Source organism: Citrobacter sp. On2M, assembly GCF_018035235.1.
GTDB lineage: Bacteria > Pseudomonadota > Gammaproteobacteria > Enterobacterales > Enterobacteriaceae > Citrobacter > Citrobacter meridianamericanus.
In genome coordinates, this window is the sequence record NZ_WPCV01000010.1 from 1 (window position 1) to 18,349 (window position 18,349).

Here is an 18,349-nt window from a genome sequence, read left to right on the forward strand (position 1 = left end):
CCCAAGGAGCAAGCTCCTCTGTGCTACCGTTCGACTTGCATGTGTTAGGCCTGCCGCCAGCGTTCAATCTGAGCCATGATCAAACTCTTCAATTTAAGTTTGATGCTCGTGAATTAAACTTCGTAATGAATTACGTATGTTCACTCAGAGACTTGGTATTCATTTTTCGTCTTGCGACGTTAAGAATCCGTATCTTCGAGTACCCACACAGATTGTCTGATAAATTGTTAAAGAGCAGTTGCGACGCGCTTTAGCGCTCTGTCGCGAGGTCCCGTATATTACGTTTTCCTCATTCAGAGTCAAGCATTTATTTTTGCTTTTCTCTACGAAGTTCTCAGTGGAACCCCGCTGACCCGGCGGCTTGTAATCCGTTGTTCCGTGTCAGTGGAGGCGCATTATAGGGAGTTATTTCAGGCTGACAAGGGGAAATTTAAAATAACTTTCTGAACGCATATTTTTTCACCAAAACCACCATTAACATGCCATAAAATAAGCAAATTGCCGTTTTTGCAGCCGCAATCACAGTTCCTGGTGGCATACTAATGAATAAGAAAAAGAGTAAGGAAGAACATTCATGCCGTTAAATGCCCAACAGCTAGCCGCACAGAAAAACCTGTCTTACGTTTTGGCCGAAAAGCTGGCTCAGCGAATACTAAAAGGTGAATATGCACCAGGCGCGATACTGCCTGGTGAAATAGAGCTGGGCGATCAGTTTGGCGTAAGTCGTACCGCAGTAAGAGAAGCGGTAAAAACGTTAACGGCAAAGGGTATGGTATTACCGCGCCCGCGTATTGGTACACGCGTTATGCCGCAGGCAAACTGGAACTTCCTCGACCAGGAACTGCTCACCTGGTGGATGACGGAAGATAACTTCCCACAGGTCATTAAACATTTTCTGGTAATGCGTATCAGCCTGGAGCCTCAGGCATGTTTACTGGCGGCAACTATCGGCACGGCAGAACAGAAAGCGCATCTCAACACGCTGATGGAAGAGATGGTTGAGCTGAAAAGAAACTTCAGACGTGAGCGCTGGATTGAGGTTGATATCGCCTGGCATGAACACATCTATGAAATGAGTGCTAATCCGTTCCTTATCTCCTTTGCATCACTGTTCCATTCTGTTTACCAAACCTACTTTACTTCTATTACATATAACGATGTGGTTAAGCTGGATTTGCACCAGGCCATTGTCGATGCGATAGATGATAGCAATGGGGATCGCGCTTTCACTGCCTGTCAGGCATTGCTGATGGCACCGAACGTGCTACCGGATAAATAATATGTCAGAAAAGAAATCACGCAGTATGGCCGGACTACCGTGGATAGCTGCCATGGCCTTTTTTATGCAGGCATTAGACGCCACTATCCTAAATACTGCGTTACCCGCAATCGCACACAGCCTCAACCGTTCCCCACTTGCCATGCAATCGGCCATCATCAGTTATACCCTGACGGTGGCAATGCTGATCCCAGTGAGTGGCTGGTTGGCAGACAGGTTCGGCACCCGGCGCGTCTTTATGATAGCAGTTAGCCTGTTTACGCTGGGATCGTTGGCCTGCGCGCTGTCCAGCTCCCTAAGCGAACTGGTGATTTTTCGCGTTATTCAGGGTATCGGCGGTGCCATGATGATGCCGGTTGCCCGTCTGGCATTATTGCGCGCTTACCCTCGCAGTGAACTACTTCCTGTACTTAACTTCGTAACCATGCCAGGACTTGTGGGGCCGATTTTAGGCCCGGTTTTAGGCGGGGTTTTGGTCACGTGGGCCAGTTGGCACTGGATCTTCCTGATTAATATTCCAATTGGCGTTGCCGGTATCTTCTATGCACGCAAATATATGCCGAACTTCACCACACCACGCCGTGGCTTTGATATGACCGGTTTTTTTCTGTTTGGTTTGAGCCTGGTGCTGTTTTCCAGTGGAGTTGAGCTGTTCGGTGAGAAGCTGGTCGCAACCTGGATAGCGCTCAGCATTATTCTTGCCAGCGTTTTGTTACTACTCGCCTACATTCGACACGCACGCCGTCATCCAACGCCGCTGATATCGCTACCTATTTTTAAGACCCGAACCTTTTCCGTCGGGATCGCCGGAAACCTTGCCACACGTCTGGGTACAGGGTGCGTACCGTTCTTAATGCCGCTGATGTTGCAGGTAGGCTTTGGATATCCGGCGCTGATAGCCGGTTGCATGATGGCGCCAACAGCGCTGGGTTCAATACTGGCGAAATCGATGGTGACTCAAGTGCTGCGCCGACTCGGTTACAGGACAACATTGGTGGGTGTTACAGTATTTATTGGTCTGATGATTGCGCAGTTCGCATTGCAATCTCCCGCCATGCCGGTCTGGATGCTAATTCTGCCGTTGTTCATTTTAGGTATGGCGATGTCCACTCAGTTTACCTCAATGAATACCATCACTCTGGCGGATCTGACCGATGAAAACGCCAGCAGCGGCAACAGCGTGCTGGCCGTTACGCAGCAGTTATCAATCAGTTTAGGGGTCGCCATCAGCGCCGCCGTTCTGCGTATCTATGAAGGTATGGAAGGAACGAATACGGTAGAGCAGTTCCACTACACCTTTATGACGATGGGCGCTATCACAGTAGTGTCCGCGCTGATGTTCATGCTGCTAAAAGCCAAAGATGGACGTAACCTGATTAAAGAGCGACATAAGCCTAAACCGACCCCCGCTCCATCAAAACAGGAGTAAGCTGCAAGCGCTGTTGCTGCAATGCGGGCTGCGCCATTCGATGAATTAATACATCGATGGCCAGTTCGCCCAATTCATCTTTTGGTTGATGGATAGTCGTCAGCGGCGGCGTCATATAGCGCGCCAGCTCAATATCATCATATCCCACCACCGCCATATCCTGCGGAATGCGTAATCCTGACTGGTACAGAGCCTGATACGCGCCGACCGCCATGGCATCATTGCCGGTAAAAACGGCCTGCGGTCGCAGTTTATGCGACAGCAACGTCTGCATAGCCTCAAAGCCGCCGCCGAACTCAAAGTCACCGGTAATCTCGTAACCTTCAGGAACAAGCAAACCCGCCCGCTTCATTGCTTCACGATATCCTTCCAGACGTAAACGCGCCGGGGTTTTATCCAGCGGCCCGGTGATGCAGGCAATGCGCGTAAACCCTTTTTCAATCAGATGTTGAGTGGCTAAATCTCCGCCCAACAAGGAATTATCCTGAATCAGATCGCTTTCACCATCAAAAGGCGACCAGTCCATCATGACGGTCGGTATAGAAGGATAGCGTTGCATTATCTCCCTGGAAGGTTGATGTGTTTCCGTGCAGAGCAACAGCAAGCCGTCCACCCGTTTTTGCATCAACGTTTCCAGATTACGGTTCATGCGCTGTTCATCACCTTCGGTATTACACAGCACCAGGCTATAACCGCGTTCAAAACAGCTACGTTCAACGCCGCGTACGAGTTCGGAATAGAAGGGATTGGTACTGGCAGTAATTAACATGCCAATAGTGCGGGTCTGGTTTAACTTGAGACTACGCGCCAGTGCAGAGGGCGCGTAGTTAAGTTCTTTAATCGCCGCTTCAACTTTGTCAGTAACAGGCTCACTGACAAAGCGATCTTTATTAATGACGTGAGAAACCGTCGATGTGGAAACTCCCGCCAGGCGGGCGACGTCCTTCATTGTAGCCAAGCGTTACCTCTGCTGACTTAAAAACGCTTCTATTTCTTCGCGCCATGGAACGGAAGGCTGAGCGCCTTTACGGGTGACCGCAATCGCCGCAGCCGCATGCGCAAAACGGATCGCTTCAGGCAGCGGAGTCTCTTCCAGTAACGCTGTAATTAACGCGCCGTTAAAGGTATCCCCGGCGGCGATGGTATCCACAGCATCAACTTTAAAACCCGGTACTCGCTGACCTTCACCGTTTACGCTGGCCCACACACCGCGACTCCCTAAGGTAATCAATACAGTATGGATCCCCTTCGCGTGCAATGCCTGCGCCGCTTTGGCCGCATCTTTATCATTTTCAACCCGGATCCCCGTCAGCTTTTCAGCCTCGGTTTCATTCGGGGTAATAATATCCACCAGCGCCAGCAGCTCGTCAGAAAGTTCACGTGCCGGAGCTGGGTTAAGGGCGACCAGAGTCTTATTCTGATGGGCAATCTTTGCCGCAGCCAGTACGCTTTCGATCGGCGACTCTAACTGCATCAGCAAAGCGGACGCCTGCGCAATACGCTCATGCTGCGCTTCCACCAGTGCGGGCGAAAGTGCTGCGTTCGCACCAGCATGAATGCCAATGACATTCTCGCCTTCACCATTCACAAAAATCAACGCCACACCGGTCGATTCCCCCGAAATTACGCTAATCGGAGCAATATCGATATTATCTTTGGCTAACTGTTTACGAACACTTTCGCCAATATCATCATCGCCCGTACAGGCAATAAATGCGATATTCGCGCCACTCCGACCCGCAGCAACAGCCTGATTCGCGCCTTTACCGCCAAATGCCACCTGATAATGGCTACCGGTTACGGTTTCACCCGGTGTTGGGAAAGAGTTAAGGTTGAGGATGTGATCGGCATTGATACTGCCAAGAACAACGAGGTTGCCTGCGGTTTTCATATTTGGTGTTCCAAGTCAAAGTGCGCCACCGGGTTAGGGTGGCGCGTGCCCTGCTTTTCTTTTTACGCTTTCATCCTCAGAACAAGATCCATGGATGGCGTATTTATGTCTCCATCAGGTCGCGAGCGACCTGAATCGGTATTACTGCTTGATGACCAGCTTCAGGTCAACCGGATATTTAGCCTGAACCTTCTCGCCTTTCAGGACTTTATCCGCAGTCTCAACGCCTTTCGCGCCGATTTGATCCGGCAGCTGAGCAATGGTCGCAGCCAGTTTGCCATCATTTACTGCTTTTTCGCCATCTGGAGTGCCGTCAAATCCAACCACCATCACATCAGATTTACCCGCCGTTTGCAGCGCGCGCAACGCACCCAGCGCCATTTCATCGTTCTGAGCAAATACGGCCTGCACGTCTGGATGCGCGGTCAGCAGGTTCTGCATGACGTTCAGACCTTTAGTACGGTCGAAGTCTGCCGGCTGGCTGGCCAGGACGTTAAACTTGTGCGCCGCAACGGCCTGCTGGAAACCTTCGCCACGCTCACGCGCCGCAGAAGTACCGGCAATACCCTGTAGTTCGATAACTTTCGCGCCTTCACCTGCTTTCTTCGCGATGTAATCACCCGCAATTTTGCCGCCCAGCACGTTATCAGATGCAATATGGCTTACCACTTCGCCTTTAGACGCTACGCGGTCAAGGGTGATAACCGGAATTTTCGCCTGGTTAGCCATCTTCACGGCGTTACCCACTGCATCGGAGTCAGTCGGGTTGATCAGCAGAATTTTGGTCCCGCGAACCGTTAAATCCTGAACGTTAGCCAGCTCTTTCGCCGGGTTGTTTTGCGAGTCCAGAATCACCAGGTTGTAGCCCAGCTTATCTGCCTCTTTTTGCGCCCCATCCTTCAGAGAGACAAAGAACGGGTTGTTGAGGGTGGAGACCACCAGCGCAATGGTATCTTTCGCCATCGCATTCGCGCTCACGGTGGCGCTCAGCGCAACAGCAGAAACCAGGGTAGCCAGTTTTTTCATGTTCATATTTAAGATGTCCTGTAATCGTTGTTACTGCTTTTTGTTGTCTACCAGTACCGCCAGCAAAATCACCACCGCTTTGACGATCATCTGGTAATAGGAGGATACACCTAACAAATTCAAACCATTATTGAGGAAACCAAGAATCAATGCGCCGATCAGCGTCCCAACAATTCGTCCTTTACCACCCGCGAGGCTGGTACCGCCTAATACCACCGCAGCGATAGCATCCAGCTCATAGCCTGTACCTGCCGTCGGTTGCGCAGAGGAGAGGCGCGCGACTTCAATGATACCCGCCAGCGATGCCAGCAGACCGCACAGTGAGTAAACGATAATTTTGATTTTACTGACGCTGATTCCGGACAGACGCGTTGCCGCTTCGTTACCACCCAGTGCATAGATATAACGACCCAGACGCGTGTGGTGCAACATGTACCACGCTGCGAGGAAGACAATCCCCATGATCCACACTGGCGTAGGAACGCCTAATGGACGCCCAATCCCGAACCAACCAAACAGATCGGCATTATCAGTAAACCCGGTGTTTACCGGGCTGCCGTTGGTGTAAACCATGGTCACACCGCGCAGCAGCAGCATCATCACCAGAGTCGCAATAAAGGCCTGCACGCGGCCTTTCGCGACAATCACCCCGGTTACCGCGCCAATGGCAGCGCCAAGCGCCAGAGCCGCAGCAACAGCCACCAGCGCATTGACTTCAATCCCTACAATCGAAGCCGCAACCGCACCGGTCAGCGCCAGCAAGGAACCGACGGACAGATCGATACCCGACGTCAGGATAACCAACGTCATCCCGACGGCCATAATGGCATTCACCGACGTTTGCTGGAGAATGTTGAACAGGTTATTAACGGTAAAAAAGTTAGGGCTCATGGTGGAAACAATCGCGATCAGCACTAACAGAGCGATGAGCGACTTTTGCTCCAGAAGCCATGCTTTAGTGAAATAACGGCGACCAGAAACAGCCTGGGTAGTCATCTTTTTTACTCCTGATTCACGCGATTAAGCTTGCCCACAGCGGCAGCCATTAATACTTCCTGAGTGGCCTGCTCGCGAGTGAATTCACCGCCGAGATGCCCTTCATGCATAACGATAATTCGATCGCTCATGCCCAATACTTCTGGCATCTCAGAAGAGACCAGAATGATACTCAACCCATCAGCCTTAAACTGGTTGATAAGCTGATAGATTTCTTTTTTCGCCCCAACGTCGACGCCGCGCGTCGGCTCATCGAGGATCAGAACTTTTGGACGGGTCATCAGACCGCGTGCAATCGCTACTTTCTGCTGGTTACCGCCGGAGAGCAGGCCGATAGCCTGTTCCATCGATGGCGTTTTAACATTGAACAGGCGAATAAAATCCCCTACAGCCTGCTGCTCGTCTTTATGTTTAAGGCTTCCACCTGCGCGACTAAAATAACGCAGTGCGGTCAGTGACATGTTCTCTTTCACCGACATGCCGAGCACTAAACCATCGCGTTTACGGTCTTCAGAAATATAGACGATGCCGTTAGCCAGTCCATCCTGCGGCGAACGGGTGACAACTTCATGGCCATCAAGGGTGACGTAGCCGCTGGTACGCGGCAATGCGCCGAACAACACCTTCATCAGCTCGGTACGCCCAGCCCCCATCAGCCCCGATACGCCAAGGATCTCACCTTTACGCAGCGTGAATGACACATCATTTACGCCAGGACCGCACAGATTATCGACCTTCAGGCGAATATCACCCGGCGCTTTTTCCAGACGCGGGTACTGATCTTCCAACTTACGTCCCACCATCATTTCAATCAACGAGTCTTCGGTAAGCGATGCGACTTCACGCTCGGCAATAAACTGCCCGTCGCGGAAGACGGTTACGTCGTCGCAAATCTCGAAGATCTCTTTCATGCGGTGAGAAATATAGACAATGCCGCGTCCCTGGGATTTCAGTTCGCGAATGACGCGGAACAGGGATTCGGTTTCAGTATCGGTGAGGGCATCCGTCGGTTCATCCATAATGATGACCTTCGATTCAAAGCTCAGCACTTTAGCAATTTCGACCATCTGCTGATCGCCAATCGACAGCTCACCGACCAGTCTGTCGCTTTTAAAGCGCAGATTCAGTTTGGCGAGCAGCAGATCGGCTTCGGCGTACATCTTCTTCCAGTCTATTTTGCCAAAGCGATTCACAAACTCGCGACCGAGAAAAATATTCTCGGCGATAGTGAGTTGCGGGATCAGGTTCAGCTCCTGGTGGATAATACCGATTCCGGCTTCCTGGGAAGATTTTGGGCCGTTAAAAGTGGTCTCTTTCCCCAGCCACAATAAGGAACCGGCATCACGGGTATAGATTCCGGTCAGCACCTTCATCATGGTGGATTTGCCCGCGCCGTTTTCGCCCACCAGCGCCATTACGCGGCCTGGATAGACATTCAGCGCGGCGCCGGATAGCGCTTTTACGCCCGGGAACGCTTTATCGATCCCTTTGAGTTGCAGTAATGCGTTCATGATGGCCTCAGAACGTGACGCCAGCACAGAGAATGATATTCGCATACGGAGAACATTCTCCGCTGCGAATTACCGCCTGACTGTCTGCGGTTTGTTTTTTGAATTGTTCATGCGTGGTGTAACGAATTTCTATGGTGTTTCCCTGGTGTTGTTGCAGTTGCTCAATGTGACTGAGCAACGTTTCGTGGAGTTGCGGATTATGTTGTTTAATTTCCGACGCGAGAATGGCCGCCTCGACCTGCATTTCACGAGTAACCACATCCAATACCTGCATAAAAGAAGGTACGCCCTGAGTTAATGCCATATCAATACGCGTTGTGTTGTTAGGGATGGGTAAACCTGCATCACACACCACCAGCGTATCGGTATGCCCCAGACGAGAGATCACCGATGAAATTTCAGAGTTGAGTACCGTGCCTTTCTTCATTTTCTTTCCCCACTAGCGAAACGTTTCGCTGAAAATAAGTGTAGTTCGAAGAGTGGACAGAAAACCACCGCGACGTTACGAAAATGTGATCACCATCGAAACGTTTCGCAAGGATTATCATTCGATGAAATGAAAACTGGGAGGAACAAAACAAAACGCCCCCTTTCGCGATGAAAGAGGGCGTCCATGAGATTAAATCTCGACCTGCGTACCGAGCTCGATAACCCGGTTTGGTGGGATTTCAAACTGGTCTGGCGCACGCAGCGCATTGCGCTGCAACAGCAGATACAACTTGCCGCGCAGGCGCAAATACCATGGTCGCTTACCAACAATCAACGACTCGTGCGACATGAAGAAGGAGGTTTCCATCATCCGACAACTTAAGCCTTCCAGACCACAGCGATGGAACACTTCCTCGACGTTCGGCGTTTCACGCCAACCGTAGCTGGCCACTACGCGCCAGAAGGTTGGCGATAACTGCTCAATCTGCACCCTACGCACGTTGTGTACATAGGGTGCATCTTCAGTACGCAGCGTCAGCAGAATCACGCGTTCGTGCAACACCTTGTTATGCTTTAGGTTATGCAAAAGCGCAAACGGGATGACGTTCAACGCACGGGACATATATACCGCCGTTCCCGGCACGCGTACTGGTGGGGATTTCTCCAGCGAGGCAATCATCGCCTCCAGAGAGTTGCCGTGCTCATGCATGCGACGCAGCAGACGGAAACGCTCGCTTTTCCAGGTGGTCATAATGGTGAACATCACCAGACCCAGCGTCAGAGGCAGCCAACCGCCGGAAATCAGTTTATCGAGGTTCGCGGAGAACAGCGGAACATCGACGCATAAGAACGCTACCAGGATCAGGAAGACAAAGTATTTATTCCAGTGCCAGTTTTTACGCGCCACGGTGGTAGACAGAATAGACGTCAGTACCATCGTCCCCGTTACCGCAATCCCGTACGCCGCGGCCAGATTACTGGAGTGTTCAAAGCTCACAATCACGATAACCACCGCAAAATAGAGCATCCAGTTAACGAAAGGAATGTAGATCTGGCCCGACTCCATTTCCGAGGTATGGATAATACGCATTGGCGATAAATATCCCAGACGTACGGCCTGACGCGTCAGCGAGAAGACGCCGGAGATAACCGCCTGCGAAGCGATTACCGTCGCCAGCGCGGCGAGAATCAGTAGCGGGATCAACGCCCACTCCGGCGCCAACAGGAAGAACGGGTTTTTGATCGCCTCAGGATGCTTTAACAGTAACGCCCCCTGACCAAAATAGTTCAGTACCAGCGAAGGCAACACCACAGAGAACCAGGCCAGACGAATCGGCAACTTACCGAAGTGGCCCATATCCGCATACAGCGCTTCAACACCGGTAATCGACAACACCACGGCCCCCAGCGCAATAAAGGACAATGTTTTGAATTCGAGAAAGAAATGCACCGCCCAATACGGATTTAGCGCCTGTAGTACTTCCGGATTGCCAATAATACTTCGCACGCCTAATACCGCCAGTGTCAGGAACCACAGCAACATAATCGGCGCAAACAGCTTACCGACCATGCCGGTACCGTGTTTTTGAATCAAAAACAGCAGGGTCAGTACGATTATCGAGAGCGGAACAATCCAGGTATCCAGTTGCGGGGCAATGATCTCCAGGCCTTCAATCGCCGACATCACCGAAATGGCAGGCGTTATCACCACTTCTCCATAAAAGAAGCTGCCGCCAATCAACCCCATAATCACCAGCATGGAGGTGGTTCGCGCCGAGGTATTGCGCCCGGCTAATGACATCAGCGTCAGGATCCCACCTTCTCCGGCGTTATCAGCGCGCATGACAAACGTCAGGTATTTAATAGAGACAACAAAGATCAACAGCCAGAAAATCAGCGAGAGAAAGCCAAATACTGCATCACGTTCAACGCCAAAACCAAACTGGCCGGATAAACATTCACGAAGCGTATAAAGTGGGCTGGTACCAATATCACCGTAGACAACCCCAATGGCCGCAAGGGTAATCGCAGACAATGATTGTTTATTATCAGTGCTCATAGACTCGTCTTTCGTTTATACACCTCATCTTTCACGCCACTCCGTCTGGGCTGCATTCGTTATTTCCCCATCCCAGGAGAAAACTCCATTGCCACCTTGGTGTAGATTGATTGATTTGGTGTATATATAAGAAATGTGTGCGTCGTCCCTTGGCCCACAAAAAGGCGCACAGTATGCACGATTAATCATAAAATCGTACCCCTAAATGTGACCAGATTAATCTGGCTCAAAGAAAACTTAGCGCACCTTCAGTCTATTAATGTACAGGTGTGGAGCATCTATACTCGCAGTTCACGCAGTACATTTGGCGAAAGGACGCCACTTCATTATGGCTCACCCACATTTATTAGCGGAAAGAATTTCCCGTCTGAGCAATGCGCTGGAAAAGGGACTTTATGAACGTAGCCACGCCATTCGTCTGTGTCTGCTGGCTGCACTCAGCGGCGAGAGCGTTTTCTTATTAGGCCCTCCCGGGATAGCGAAAAGCTTAATTGCCCGCCGACTGAAGTTTGCTTTTCAAAATGCGCGCGCTTTCGAATACCTGATGACGCGCTTCTCTACGCCAGAAGAGGTCTTCGGCCCACTGTCCATTCAGGCGCTTAAAGACGAAGGTCGCTATGAACGCTTAACGGCAGGCTATCTTCCTGAAGCTGAAATCGTCTTTCTTGATGAAATCTGGAAGGCGGGCCCGGCGATTCTTAACACCCTGCTGACCGCCATTAACGAACGCCACTTCCGCAACGGCGCGCATGAAGAGAAAATCCCGATGCGCCTGCTGGTGGCAGCCTCCAACGAACTGCCAGAAGCAGACAGCAGCCTGGAAGCGCTGTATGACCGTATGCTGATACGCCTGTGGCTGGATAAAGTTCAGGACAAAGCCAACTTCCGCTCAATGCTGCTAAGTCAGCAAGATGAAAGCGACAACCCGGTCCCGGCGTCATTACAGGTGACGGATGAAGAGTATTACCAGTGGCAAAAAGACATTGGCGCCATCAAGCTTCCCGATCGCGTGTTTGAGCTTATTTTCACCCTACGTCAGCAGTTGGACACGCTACCGAATGCCCCGTACGTGTCCGATCGTCGCTGGAAAAAAGCCATTCGCTTGCTCCAGGCCAGCGCCTTCTTTAGCGGACGTGATGCGGTCGTCCCTATTGACCTCATCCTGTTGAAAGATTGCCTGTGGTACGACGCACAAAGCCTGAATCTGATGCAGCAGCAGCTGGAAATATTGATGACCGGGCACGCCTGGCAGCAGCAGGCTATGCTGACGCGTTTGGGCAGCATTGTGCAACGTCGCATTCAACTCCAGCAGCAGCAAAGCGATAAAACTGCGTTCACGGTGATCCGTCAGGGCGGCATGTTCAGCCGTCGTCCTCATTATGATTTACCGCCAGAAGCCACATCCTCAATCCTGACATTACTGCTGCAAAAGCCCCTGAAGCTGCATGATATGGAAGTCATCCATATTGCTTTTGATCGTAGCGCACTGGAACTGTGGCTAACCAAAGGCGGTGAGATCCGCGGAAAATTAAACGGAATCGGTTTTGCTCAGACGCTGAACATGGAAGTGGATAGCGCACAACACCTGGTCGTACGCGACGTCAGTTTGCAAGGATCTCGTCTGGCGCTGCCAGGTTCATCACAAGAAAGTATGCCTGCAGAGATAAAACAAGAGCTTGAAGCGCTTGATAACGAGTGGCACCAGCAGCACAGCGCATTTAGCGAACAACAAAAGTGCATGTTTATTCATAATGACTGGTTAGGCCGCATAGAAGCCAGTCTACAGGATGTCGGGATGCAAATCCGCCAGGCGCAACAATGCTAACCCTTGATACGCTCAACATCATGCTGGCAGTCAGCGAAGAGGCGATGATCGAAGAGATGATCGTCGCCCTGCTGGCTTCTCCGAAGATGGTGGTTTTTTTTAAAAAATTCCCGCGCCTCAAAAAAGCGATCGCTGAAGATATACCGCGCTGGCGTGAATCTTTGCGTAGTCGGCTCAAAGATACCCATGTGCCGCCGGAGTTGGCGGAAGAGGTCATTTGTTATCAACAAAGTCAGCTCCTCTCTCATGCACAGTTTATCGTCCAGCTACCGCAAATATTGTCGTTATTGCACCGCCTCCATTCACCGTGGGCCGGACAAGCGCAGCAGTTAGTCGATGACAACAACACGTTTACGCCCGCCCTGCATACGCTTTTTCTCCAGCGCTGGCGCCTGAGTCTGGTAGTGCAAACCACCACGCTGAATCAACAATTGCTGGAAGAAGAGCGTGAACATTTGCTCAGCGAAGTACAGGAGCGGATGACTCTCAGCGGGCAACTGGAACCCGTCCTGGCAGAAAATGACAACGCCGCGGGTCGGTTGTGGGATATGAGCGCTGGTCAAATCAAGCGCGGTGATTATCAGCTGATGGTGAAATACGGCGAATTTCTGACGCAACAACCTGAACTCCAGCGTCTGGCTGAGCAATTAGGTCGTTCCAGAGAAGCGAAATCCGTGCCGCGTAAAGATGCGCCAATGGAAACCTTCCGTACGCTGGTGCGCGAACCGGCAACCGTACCGGAGCAAGTGGATGGCATCCAGCAAAGCGACGATATCCTGCGCCTGCTGCCGCCTGAACTGGCGACGCTGGGCATTACCGAACTGGAATACGAGTTCTACCGTCGGCTGGTGGAAAAACAACTGCTGACCTATCGCCTGCACGGCGAAGCGTGGCGTGAAAAAGTCACGGAACGGCCTGTGGTGCATCAGGATTTTGACGAGCAGCCGCGCGGGCCTTTTATCGTCTGCGTCGATACCTCGGGATCGATGGGCGGATTTAATGAGCAATGTGCGAAAGCCTTTTGCCTGGCGCTAATGCGCGTCGCTCTTGCCGATAACCGGCGCTGTTTCATTATGCTGTTTTCAACAGAAGTGGTGCGCTATGAGCTGTCCGGTCCGGAGGGTATCGAACAGGCGATCCGTTTTTTAAGTCAGCGCTTTCGCGGCGGTACAGATATCGCCAGCTGTTTTCGCGCCATTATTGAGCGCATGCAGGGTCGGGAATGGTTTGATGCCGATGCGGTGGTGATCTCAGATTTTATCGCTCAGCGATTACCCGATGAGGTCGTCAATAAAGTGGGTGAATTGCAGCGAGTTCACCAGCATCGTTTTCATGCAGTGGCGATGTCAGCACACGGAAAACCCGGCATCATGCGCATTTTCGATCATATCTGGCGCTTTGATACCGGGATGCGAAGTCGCCTGCTCAGACGCTGGCGGCGTTAATTCTTACAGCAGAGAAGCGACGCTTTCACGTACCTGAGCCGGCCATACGCCACACTGAACCTGACCAATGTGCGGTAATTGCAGCAACAGCATGGTCAAACGCGACTGCCCAATCCCTCCACCAATCGTCTGCGGCATTTCACCGCGCAGCAGCGCCTGGTGCCATTCCAGACTCAGGCGATCTTCATCACCGGTCAAAGACAGCTGGTGTTTCAGAGCGTCAGCATCCACACGAATCCCCATAGAAGACAGCTCAAACGCATCTTCCAGTACCGGGTTCCAGACCAGAATATCTCCGTTCAAACCGGCATGGCCCAGATCAGACGCTGAACTCCAGTCATCATAATCCGGCGCACGCACATCATGGCGATGACCATCACTGAGTTTGCCGCCGATCCCCACCAGGAATACCGCGCCCAACTCTTTAGCGATCGCACGTTCACGACCTTTTGCATCAAGATCCGGATAACGAGATAACAGCTCCTGACTATGAACAAAGTGGATCTGCTCTGGCAGGAACGGTGCCAGACCAAACTCTTTGCTAACCGCAGCTTCGGTAGCCTTAATTCCTGCCCAGATAGCCTCTACCGTGCTTTTCAGAGTAGAAAATTGACGCTCGCCGTCGCCCATAACGCGCTCCCAGTCCCACTGGTCAACATACACTGAGTGCAGCGGGGAGAGGCGATCTTCATCGGGACGCAGGGCTTTCATGTGCGTGTACAGCCCTTCGCCTGCGCTAAAGTCATGTTGTCCTAACGTTTGACGCTTCCACTTCGCCAGGGAATGAACCACTTCGAATTGAGCGTCCGGCAATGCTTTAACCTTCACCTGCACCGCTTTTTCACAGCCCGACAAGTTATCCTGCGTGCCATCTCCTACGCGGCTGAGGATCGGTGCCTGAACTTCAATCAGGCCTAAACGCTCTTCCAGCTGACGAGAAAAATGAGATTTTACGAAGCTAATTTGACGTTGTTTGGCAATGTAAGCGGTTTTCATTATGTGTACTCCTGTGTCCTGTTGCCTATGATTAAGCAACAGAATGGAGGTAATATTCAATAATCAACAAACAAAAAGCCGACTTCGATTTTGATTCGTTAAAAATAGCGGCTAAAATAGAATGAATCATTAATCTATATAAGAAAAACCTATGGAAAATTATCAGATCGACAATCTGGACCGCGGCATTCTTGACGCCCTGATGGAAAATGCCCGCACCGCGTACGCTGAATTAGCCAAACAGTTCGGCGTCAGCCCGGGGACAATTCACGTTCGTGTAGAAAAGATGAAGCAGGCTGGGATCATTACCGGCGCGCGAATTGATGTCAGTCCCAAACAGTTGGGCTATGACGTTGGCTGCTTTATCGGCATCATCCTGAAAAGTGCGAAAGACTATCCGTCGGCGCTGGCCAGACTGGAAAGCCTCGATGAAGTGACCGAAGCATATTACACCACCGGGCACTACAGCATCTTTATTAAGGTAATGTGCAAATCGATCGATGCGTTGCAGCAGGTACTTATCAACAAGATCCAAACAATTGATGAAATTCAGTCCACTGAAACCCTGATCGTCCTGCAGAACCCGATCATGCGCACCATCAAGCCATGATCGTTTTTTTTAATCCCCCATTTTTCCACAGGTAGATCCCAGCTCGCTCACAGCGTACAATACGCCCTCTTTATAAAGGTGGGCGATCAATGGCAGACATCACTCTTATCAGCGGCAGCACGCTTGGCAGTGCGGAATATGTAGCAGAGCATCTGGCTGAAAAGCTGGACGACGCTGGTTTTTCCAGCGAAATACTGCATGGACCAATGCCTGAAGAGGTCCCGACTGACGGGATCTGGCTGATGATTAGCTCCACACACGGAGCAGGAGACATTCCTGACAACCTGCAGCCTTTATATGATGCCTTACGCGAGCAGAAACTGGACTTGTCACAAGTGTACTTTGGCGCAATCGGGATCGGCAGTCGTGAATATGACACTTTTTGCGGCGCAATCGACAAGCTGGAAGCCGAACTGAAAGCCTGTGGGGCAAAACAGGTAGGCGAAACGCTCAGGATCAACGTACTGGAACATGAAATTCCGGAAGATCCGGCTGAAATTTGGCTGGGATCCTGGCATCCATTGCTCAGAGATTTGTAAAGATCGTACTTTTTTATGTGGATAACTCTGGTTAAAAGCTTGGATCAACCGGTAGTTATCCCAAGAACAACCGTTGTTCAGTTTTTGAGTTGTGTATAACCCTTCATTCTGATCCCAGCTTATACGGACCAGGATCACCGATCATTCACAGCTAATGATCCTCAACAACCTGTTGATCTTATTCAAAGGATCGCCCTTATCCACAGAAAGTCGCGATCCTAATAAGAGATCACAATAAAACAGATCTCTAAATAAAAAGATCTTCTTTTTAATACCCAGGATCCCAGGTCTTTCTCCATCGACTAAAGTTGAGTAGAATCCACGGCCCGGGCTTCAATCCATTTTCACACCGCGTTATGCGAGGCAATTACCATGTTTTATCAGGATCCTTTTGACGTCATCATCATTGGCGGGGGTCATGCAGGCACTGAGGCCGCGATGGCCGCGGCGCGAATGGGCCAACAGACCCTGCTTTTGACACACAATATCGACACTCTGGGGCAAATGAGCTGCAACCCGGCGATCGGCGGTATTGGGAAGGGACACCTGGTAAAAGAAGTGGATGCGCTTGGTGGGTTGATGGCAAAAGCGATCGACCATGCAGGCATTCAGTTTAGGATACTAAACGCCAGCAAAGGGCCTGCCGTTCGAGCTACTCGCGCTCAGGCCGATCGTGTGCTCTATCGCCAGGCTGTACGTACCGCACTGGAGAATCAACCCAACCTGATGATCTTCCAACAGGCGGTTGAAGATCTGATTGTTGAAAATGATCGTGTTGTGGGCGCAGTGACCCAAATGGGTCTGAAGTTCCGTGCCAAAGCGGTCGTGTTAACCGTGGGGACTTTCCTTGACGGCAAAATTCATATTGGTCTGGATAACTACAGCGGTGGCCGTGCCGGCGATCCGCCGTCTATTCCACTGTCACGCCGTCTGCGTGAACTGCCGCTGCGCGTCAGCCGCCTGAAGACCGGTACGCCGCCGCGTATCGATGCGCGCACGATTGATTTCAGCGTACTCGGTCAGCAGAACAGCGATAACCCGATGCCGGTCTTCTCGTTTTTGGGCGATGCCTCTCAGCATCCGCGCCAGATGCCGTGCTACATCACGCATACCAATGAAAAAACCCATGACGTGATCCGCAATAACCTCGATCGTAGCCCGATGTACGCAGGCGTGATCGAAGGTATCGGCCCACGTTATTGCCCGTCGATCGAAGACAAAGTGATGCGCTTTGCCGATCGTAACCAGCATCAGATCTTCCTTGAGCCGGAAGGACTGACGTCTAATGAAATTTACCCGAATGGCATCTCCACCAGCCTGCCGTTCGATGTGCAGATGCAAATTGTCCGTTCTATGCAGGGAATGGAAAATGCCAGAATCGTTCGTCCCGGCTACGCTATTGAGTACGATTTCTTCGATCCGCGCGACCTTAAACCTACTCTGGAAAGCAAATTCATCCAGGGTCTGTTCTTTGCTGGTCAGATCAACGGTACGACTGGTTATGAAGAAGCTGCCGCGCAAGGGATGCTGGCAGGTCTGAACGCCGCACGCTTGTCTGCTGACAAAGACGGCTGGGCACCGCGTCGCGATCAGGCTTATCTGGGTGTACTGGTGGACGATCTGTGTACGCTGGGTACGAAAGAACCGTACCGTATGTTCACCTCACGCGCTGAATACCGTTTGATGCTACGCGAAGATAACGCCGATCTGCGTCTGACCGAAATTGGCCGTGAGCTGGGACTGGTGGACGATGAGCACTGGGCTCGCTTCAACGAGAAACTGGAGCGCATCGAACAAGAACGCCAGCGTCTCAAATCAACCTGGGTTAACCCGTTAGCGGAGTCTGCAGCAGAAGTGAATGCTCACCTGGCTACGCCTTTGTCACGTGAAGCCAGCGGTGAAGATTTGCTGCGTCGCCCGGATATGACCTATGCCCAGTTGACCTCTTTATCTGCGTTCGCACCTGCGCTTAACGATGCTCAGGCCGCGGAACAAGTTGAAATTCAGGTGAAATACGAAGGATATATCGCCCGTCAGCAGGAAGAGATCGAAAGACAACAGCGTAATGAGAACACCCTGTTGCCTGCAACGCTGGATTATCGTCAGGTCTCAGGCTTGTCGAATGAAGTCATTGCCAAACTGAACGATCACAAACCGGTATCGATCGGCCAGGCATCGCGTATTTCCGGCGTAACACCTGCCGCCATCTCCATTCTGCTGGTATGGCTGAAAAAACAAGGTATGCTGCGTCGCAGCGCTTGATATCACTTTTTGGCGGGAGCGCTTCGTTTGCCCGCCCTACAAATTTGTCGGC

15 protein-coding genes and 1 rRNA gene are annotated in these 18,349 nt (G+C 51.5%); 7 read left to right on the plus strand and 9 right to left on the minus strand.

The annotated features are described in order from the left end of the window. Window positions 1-95 (minus strand): 16S ribosomal RNA (locus On2M_RS23855); the annotation flags it as partial. A 479-nt stretch (window positions 96-574) separates the two neighbouring features. Between On2M_RS23855 and On2M_RS23860 the strand changes: the two genes are divergently transcribed. Together On2M_RS23860 and mdtD are read left to right on the plus strand one after the other, a co-directional pair. Next, the gene (locus tag On2M_RS23860; RefSeq protein ID WP_151217203.1) at window positions 575-1,279 is read left to right on the plus strand and encodes a FadR/GntR family transcriptional regulator; all 705 of its coding nucleotides are present in this window, start codon (window positions 575-577) and stop codon (window positions 1,277-1,279) included. A gap of 1 nt (window position 1,280) precedes the next feature. After that, window positions 1,281-2,708: a multidrug transporter subunit MdtD gene (gene mdtD, locus On2M_RS23865; protein WP_151217201.1), complete on the plus strand. Its 1,428-nt coding sequence runs from the start codon at window positions 1,281-1,283 to the stop codon at window positions 2,706-2,708. On the opposite strand, the gene rbsR is transcribed toward mdtD, so the two are convergent. From rbsR to kup, 7 genes are all read right to left on the minus strand, one after another. Next, entirely contained in the window at window positions 2,674-3,666 is a 993-nt protein-coding gene (gene rbsR, locus On2M_RS23870; RefSeq protein WP_151217200.1) for a ribose operon transcriptional repressor RbsR, read from the minus strand. The two genes, mdtD and rbsR, sit on opposite strands and share 35 nt — an antisense overlap. A 3-nt stretch (window positions 3,667-3,669) precedes the next feature. Continuing rightward, on the minus strand, window positions 3,670-4,599 hold the full coding sequence (gene rbsK, locus On2M_RS23875) for a ribokinase (protein ID WP_151217198.1): 930 nt from the start codon (window positions 4,597-4,599) through the stop codon (window positions 3,670-3,672). Window positions 4,600-4,740: 141 nt separating this feature from the next. Beyond that, on the minus strand, window positions 4,741-5,631 hold the full coding sequence (gene rbsB / locus On2M_RS23880; RefSeq protein ID WP_003023760.1) for a ribose ABC transporter substrate-binding protein RbsB: 891 nt from the start codon (window positions 5,629-5,631) through the stop codon (window positions 4,741-4,743). 24 nt (window positions 5,632-5,655) lie between these two features. After that, window positions 5,656-6,621, minus strand: a complete 966-nt coding sequence (gene rbsC / locus On2M_RS23885) for a ribose ABC transporter permease (RefSeq protein WP_003023762.1) — start codon at window positions 6,619-6,621, stop codon at window positions 5,656-5,658. Window positions 6,622-6,626: 5 nt separating this feature from the next. Continuing rightward, window positions 6,627-8,132: a ribose ABC transporter ATP-binding protein RbsA gene (gene rbsA / locus On2M_RS23890; protein WP_210905543.1), complete on the minus strand. Its 1,506-nt coding sequence runs from the start codon at window positions 8,130-8,132 to the stop codon at window positions 6,627-6,629. A 7-nt stretch (window positions 8,133-8,139) separates the two neighbouring features. Further along, window positions 8,140-8,559, minus strand: coding sequence for a D-ribose pyranase (rbsD, locus tag On2M_RS23895; RefSeq protein WP_151217196.1), 420 nt, complete (start codon window positions 8,557-8,559; stop codon window positions 8,140-8,142). Between the two features lie 192 nt (window positions 8,560-8,751). Beyond that, window positions 8,752-10,620 (minus strand): low affinity potassium transporter Kup, encoded by a 1,869-nt coding sequence (kup, locus tag On2M_RS23900; RefSeq protein ID WP_151217194.1) that lies wholly within the window; start codon window positions 10,618-10,620, stop codon window positions 8,752-8,754. Between the two features lie 328 nt (window positions 10,621-10,948). Between kup and ravA the strand changes: the two genes are divergently transcribed. Beyond that, window positions 10,949-12,445 carry an ATPase RavA gene (gene ravA / locus On2M_RS23905; protein ID WP_210905544.1) on the plus strand — a complete coding sequence of 499 codons (1,497 nt, stop codon included), beginning with the start codon at window positions 10,949-10,951 and terminating at the stop codon, window positions 12,443-12,445. After that, entirely contained in the window at window positions 12,439-13,890 is a 1,452-nt protein-coding gene (gene viaA / locus On2M_RS23910; RefSeq protein WP_187259930.1) for an ATPase RavA stimulator ViaA, read from the plus strand. The genes ravA and viaA overlap by 7 nt, the downstream gene beginning before the upstream one ends. A 3-nt stretch (window positions 13,891-13,893) precedes the next feature. On the opposite strand, the gene asnA is transcribed toward viaA, so the two are convergent. Continuing rightward, window positions 13,894-14,886, minus strand: coding sequence for an aspartate--ammonia ligase (gene asnA / locus On2M_RS23915; RefSeq protein WP_151217189.1), 993 nt, complete (start codon window positions 14,884-14,886; stop codon window positions 13,894-13,896). A 151-nt stretch (window positions 14,887-15,037) separates the two neighbouring features. Between asnA and asnC the strand changes: the two genes are divergently transcribed. From asnC to mnmG, 3 genes are all read left to right on the plus strand, one after another. Then, window positions 15,038-15,496 (plus strand): transcriptional regulator AsnC, encoded by a 459-nt coding sequence (asnC, locus tag On2M_RS23920; protein ID WP_003023780.1) that lies wholly within the window; start codon window positions 15,038-15,040, stop codon window positions 15,494-15,496. A gap of 89 nt (window positions 15,497-15,585) precedes the next feature. Continuing rightward, entirely contained in the window at window positions 15,586-16,035 is a 450-nt protein-coding gene (gene mioC / locus On2M_RS23925; protein WP_151224050.1) for an FMN-binding protein MioC, read from the plus strand. Between the two features lie 372 nt (window positions 16,036-16,407). Beyond that, entirely contained in the window at window positions 16,408-18,297 is a 1,890-nt protein-coding gene (gene mnmG / locus On2M_RS23930) for a tRNA uridine-5-carboxymethylaminomethyl(34) synthesis enzyme MnmG (RefSeq protein WP_210905545.1), read from the plus strand. The last annotated feature ends 52 nt before the right edge of the window (window positions 18,298-18,349 follow it).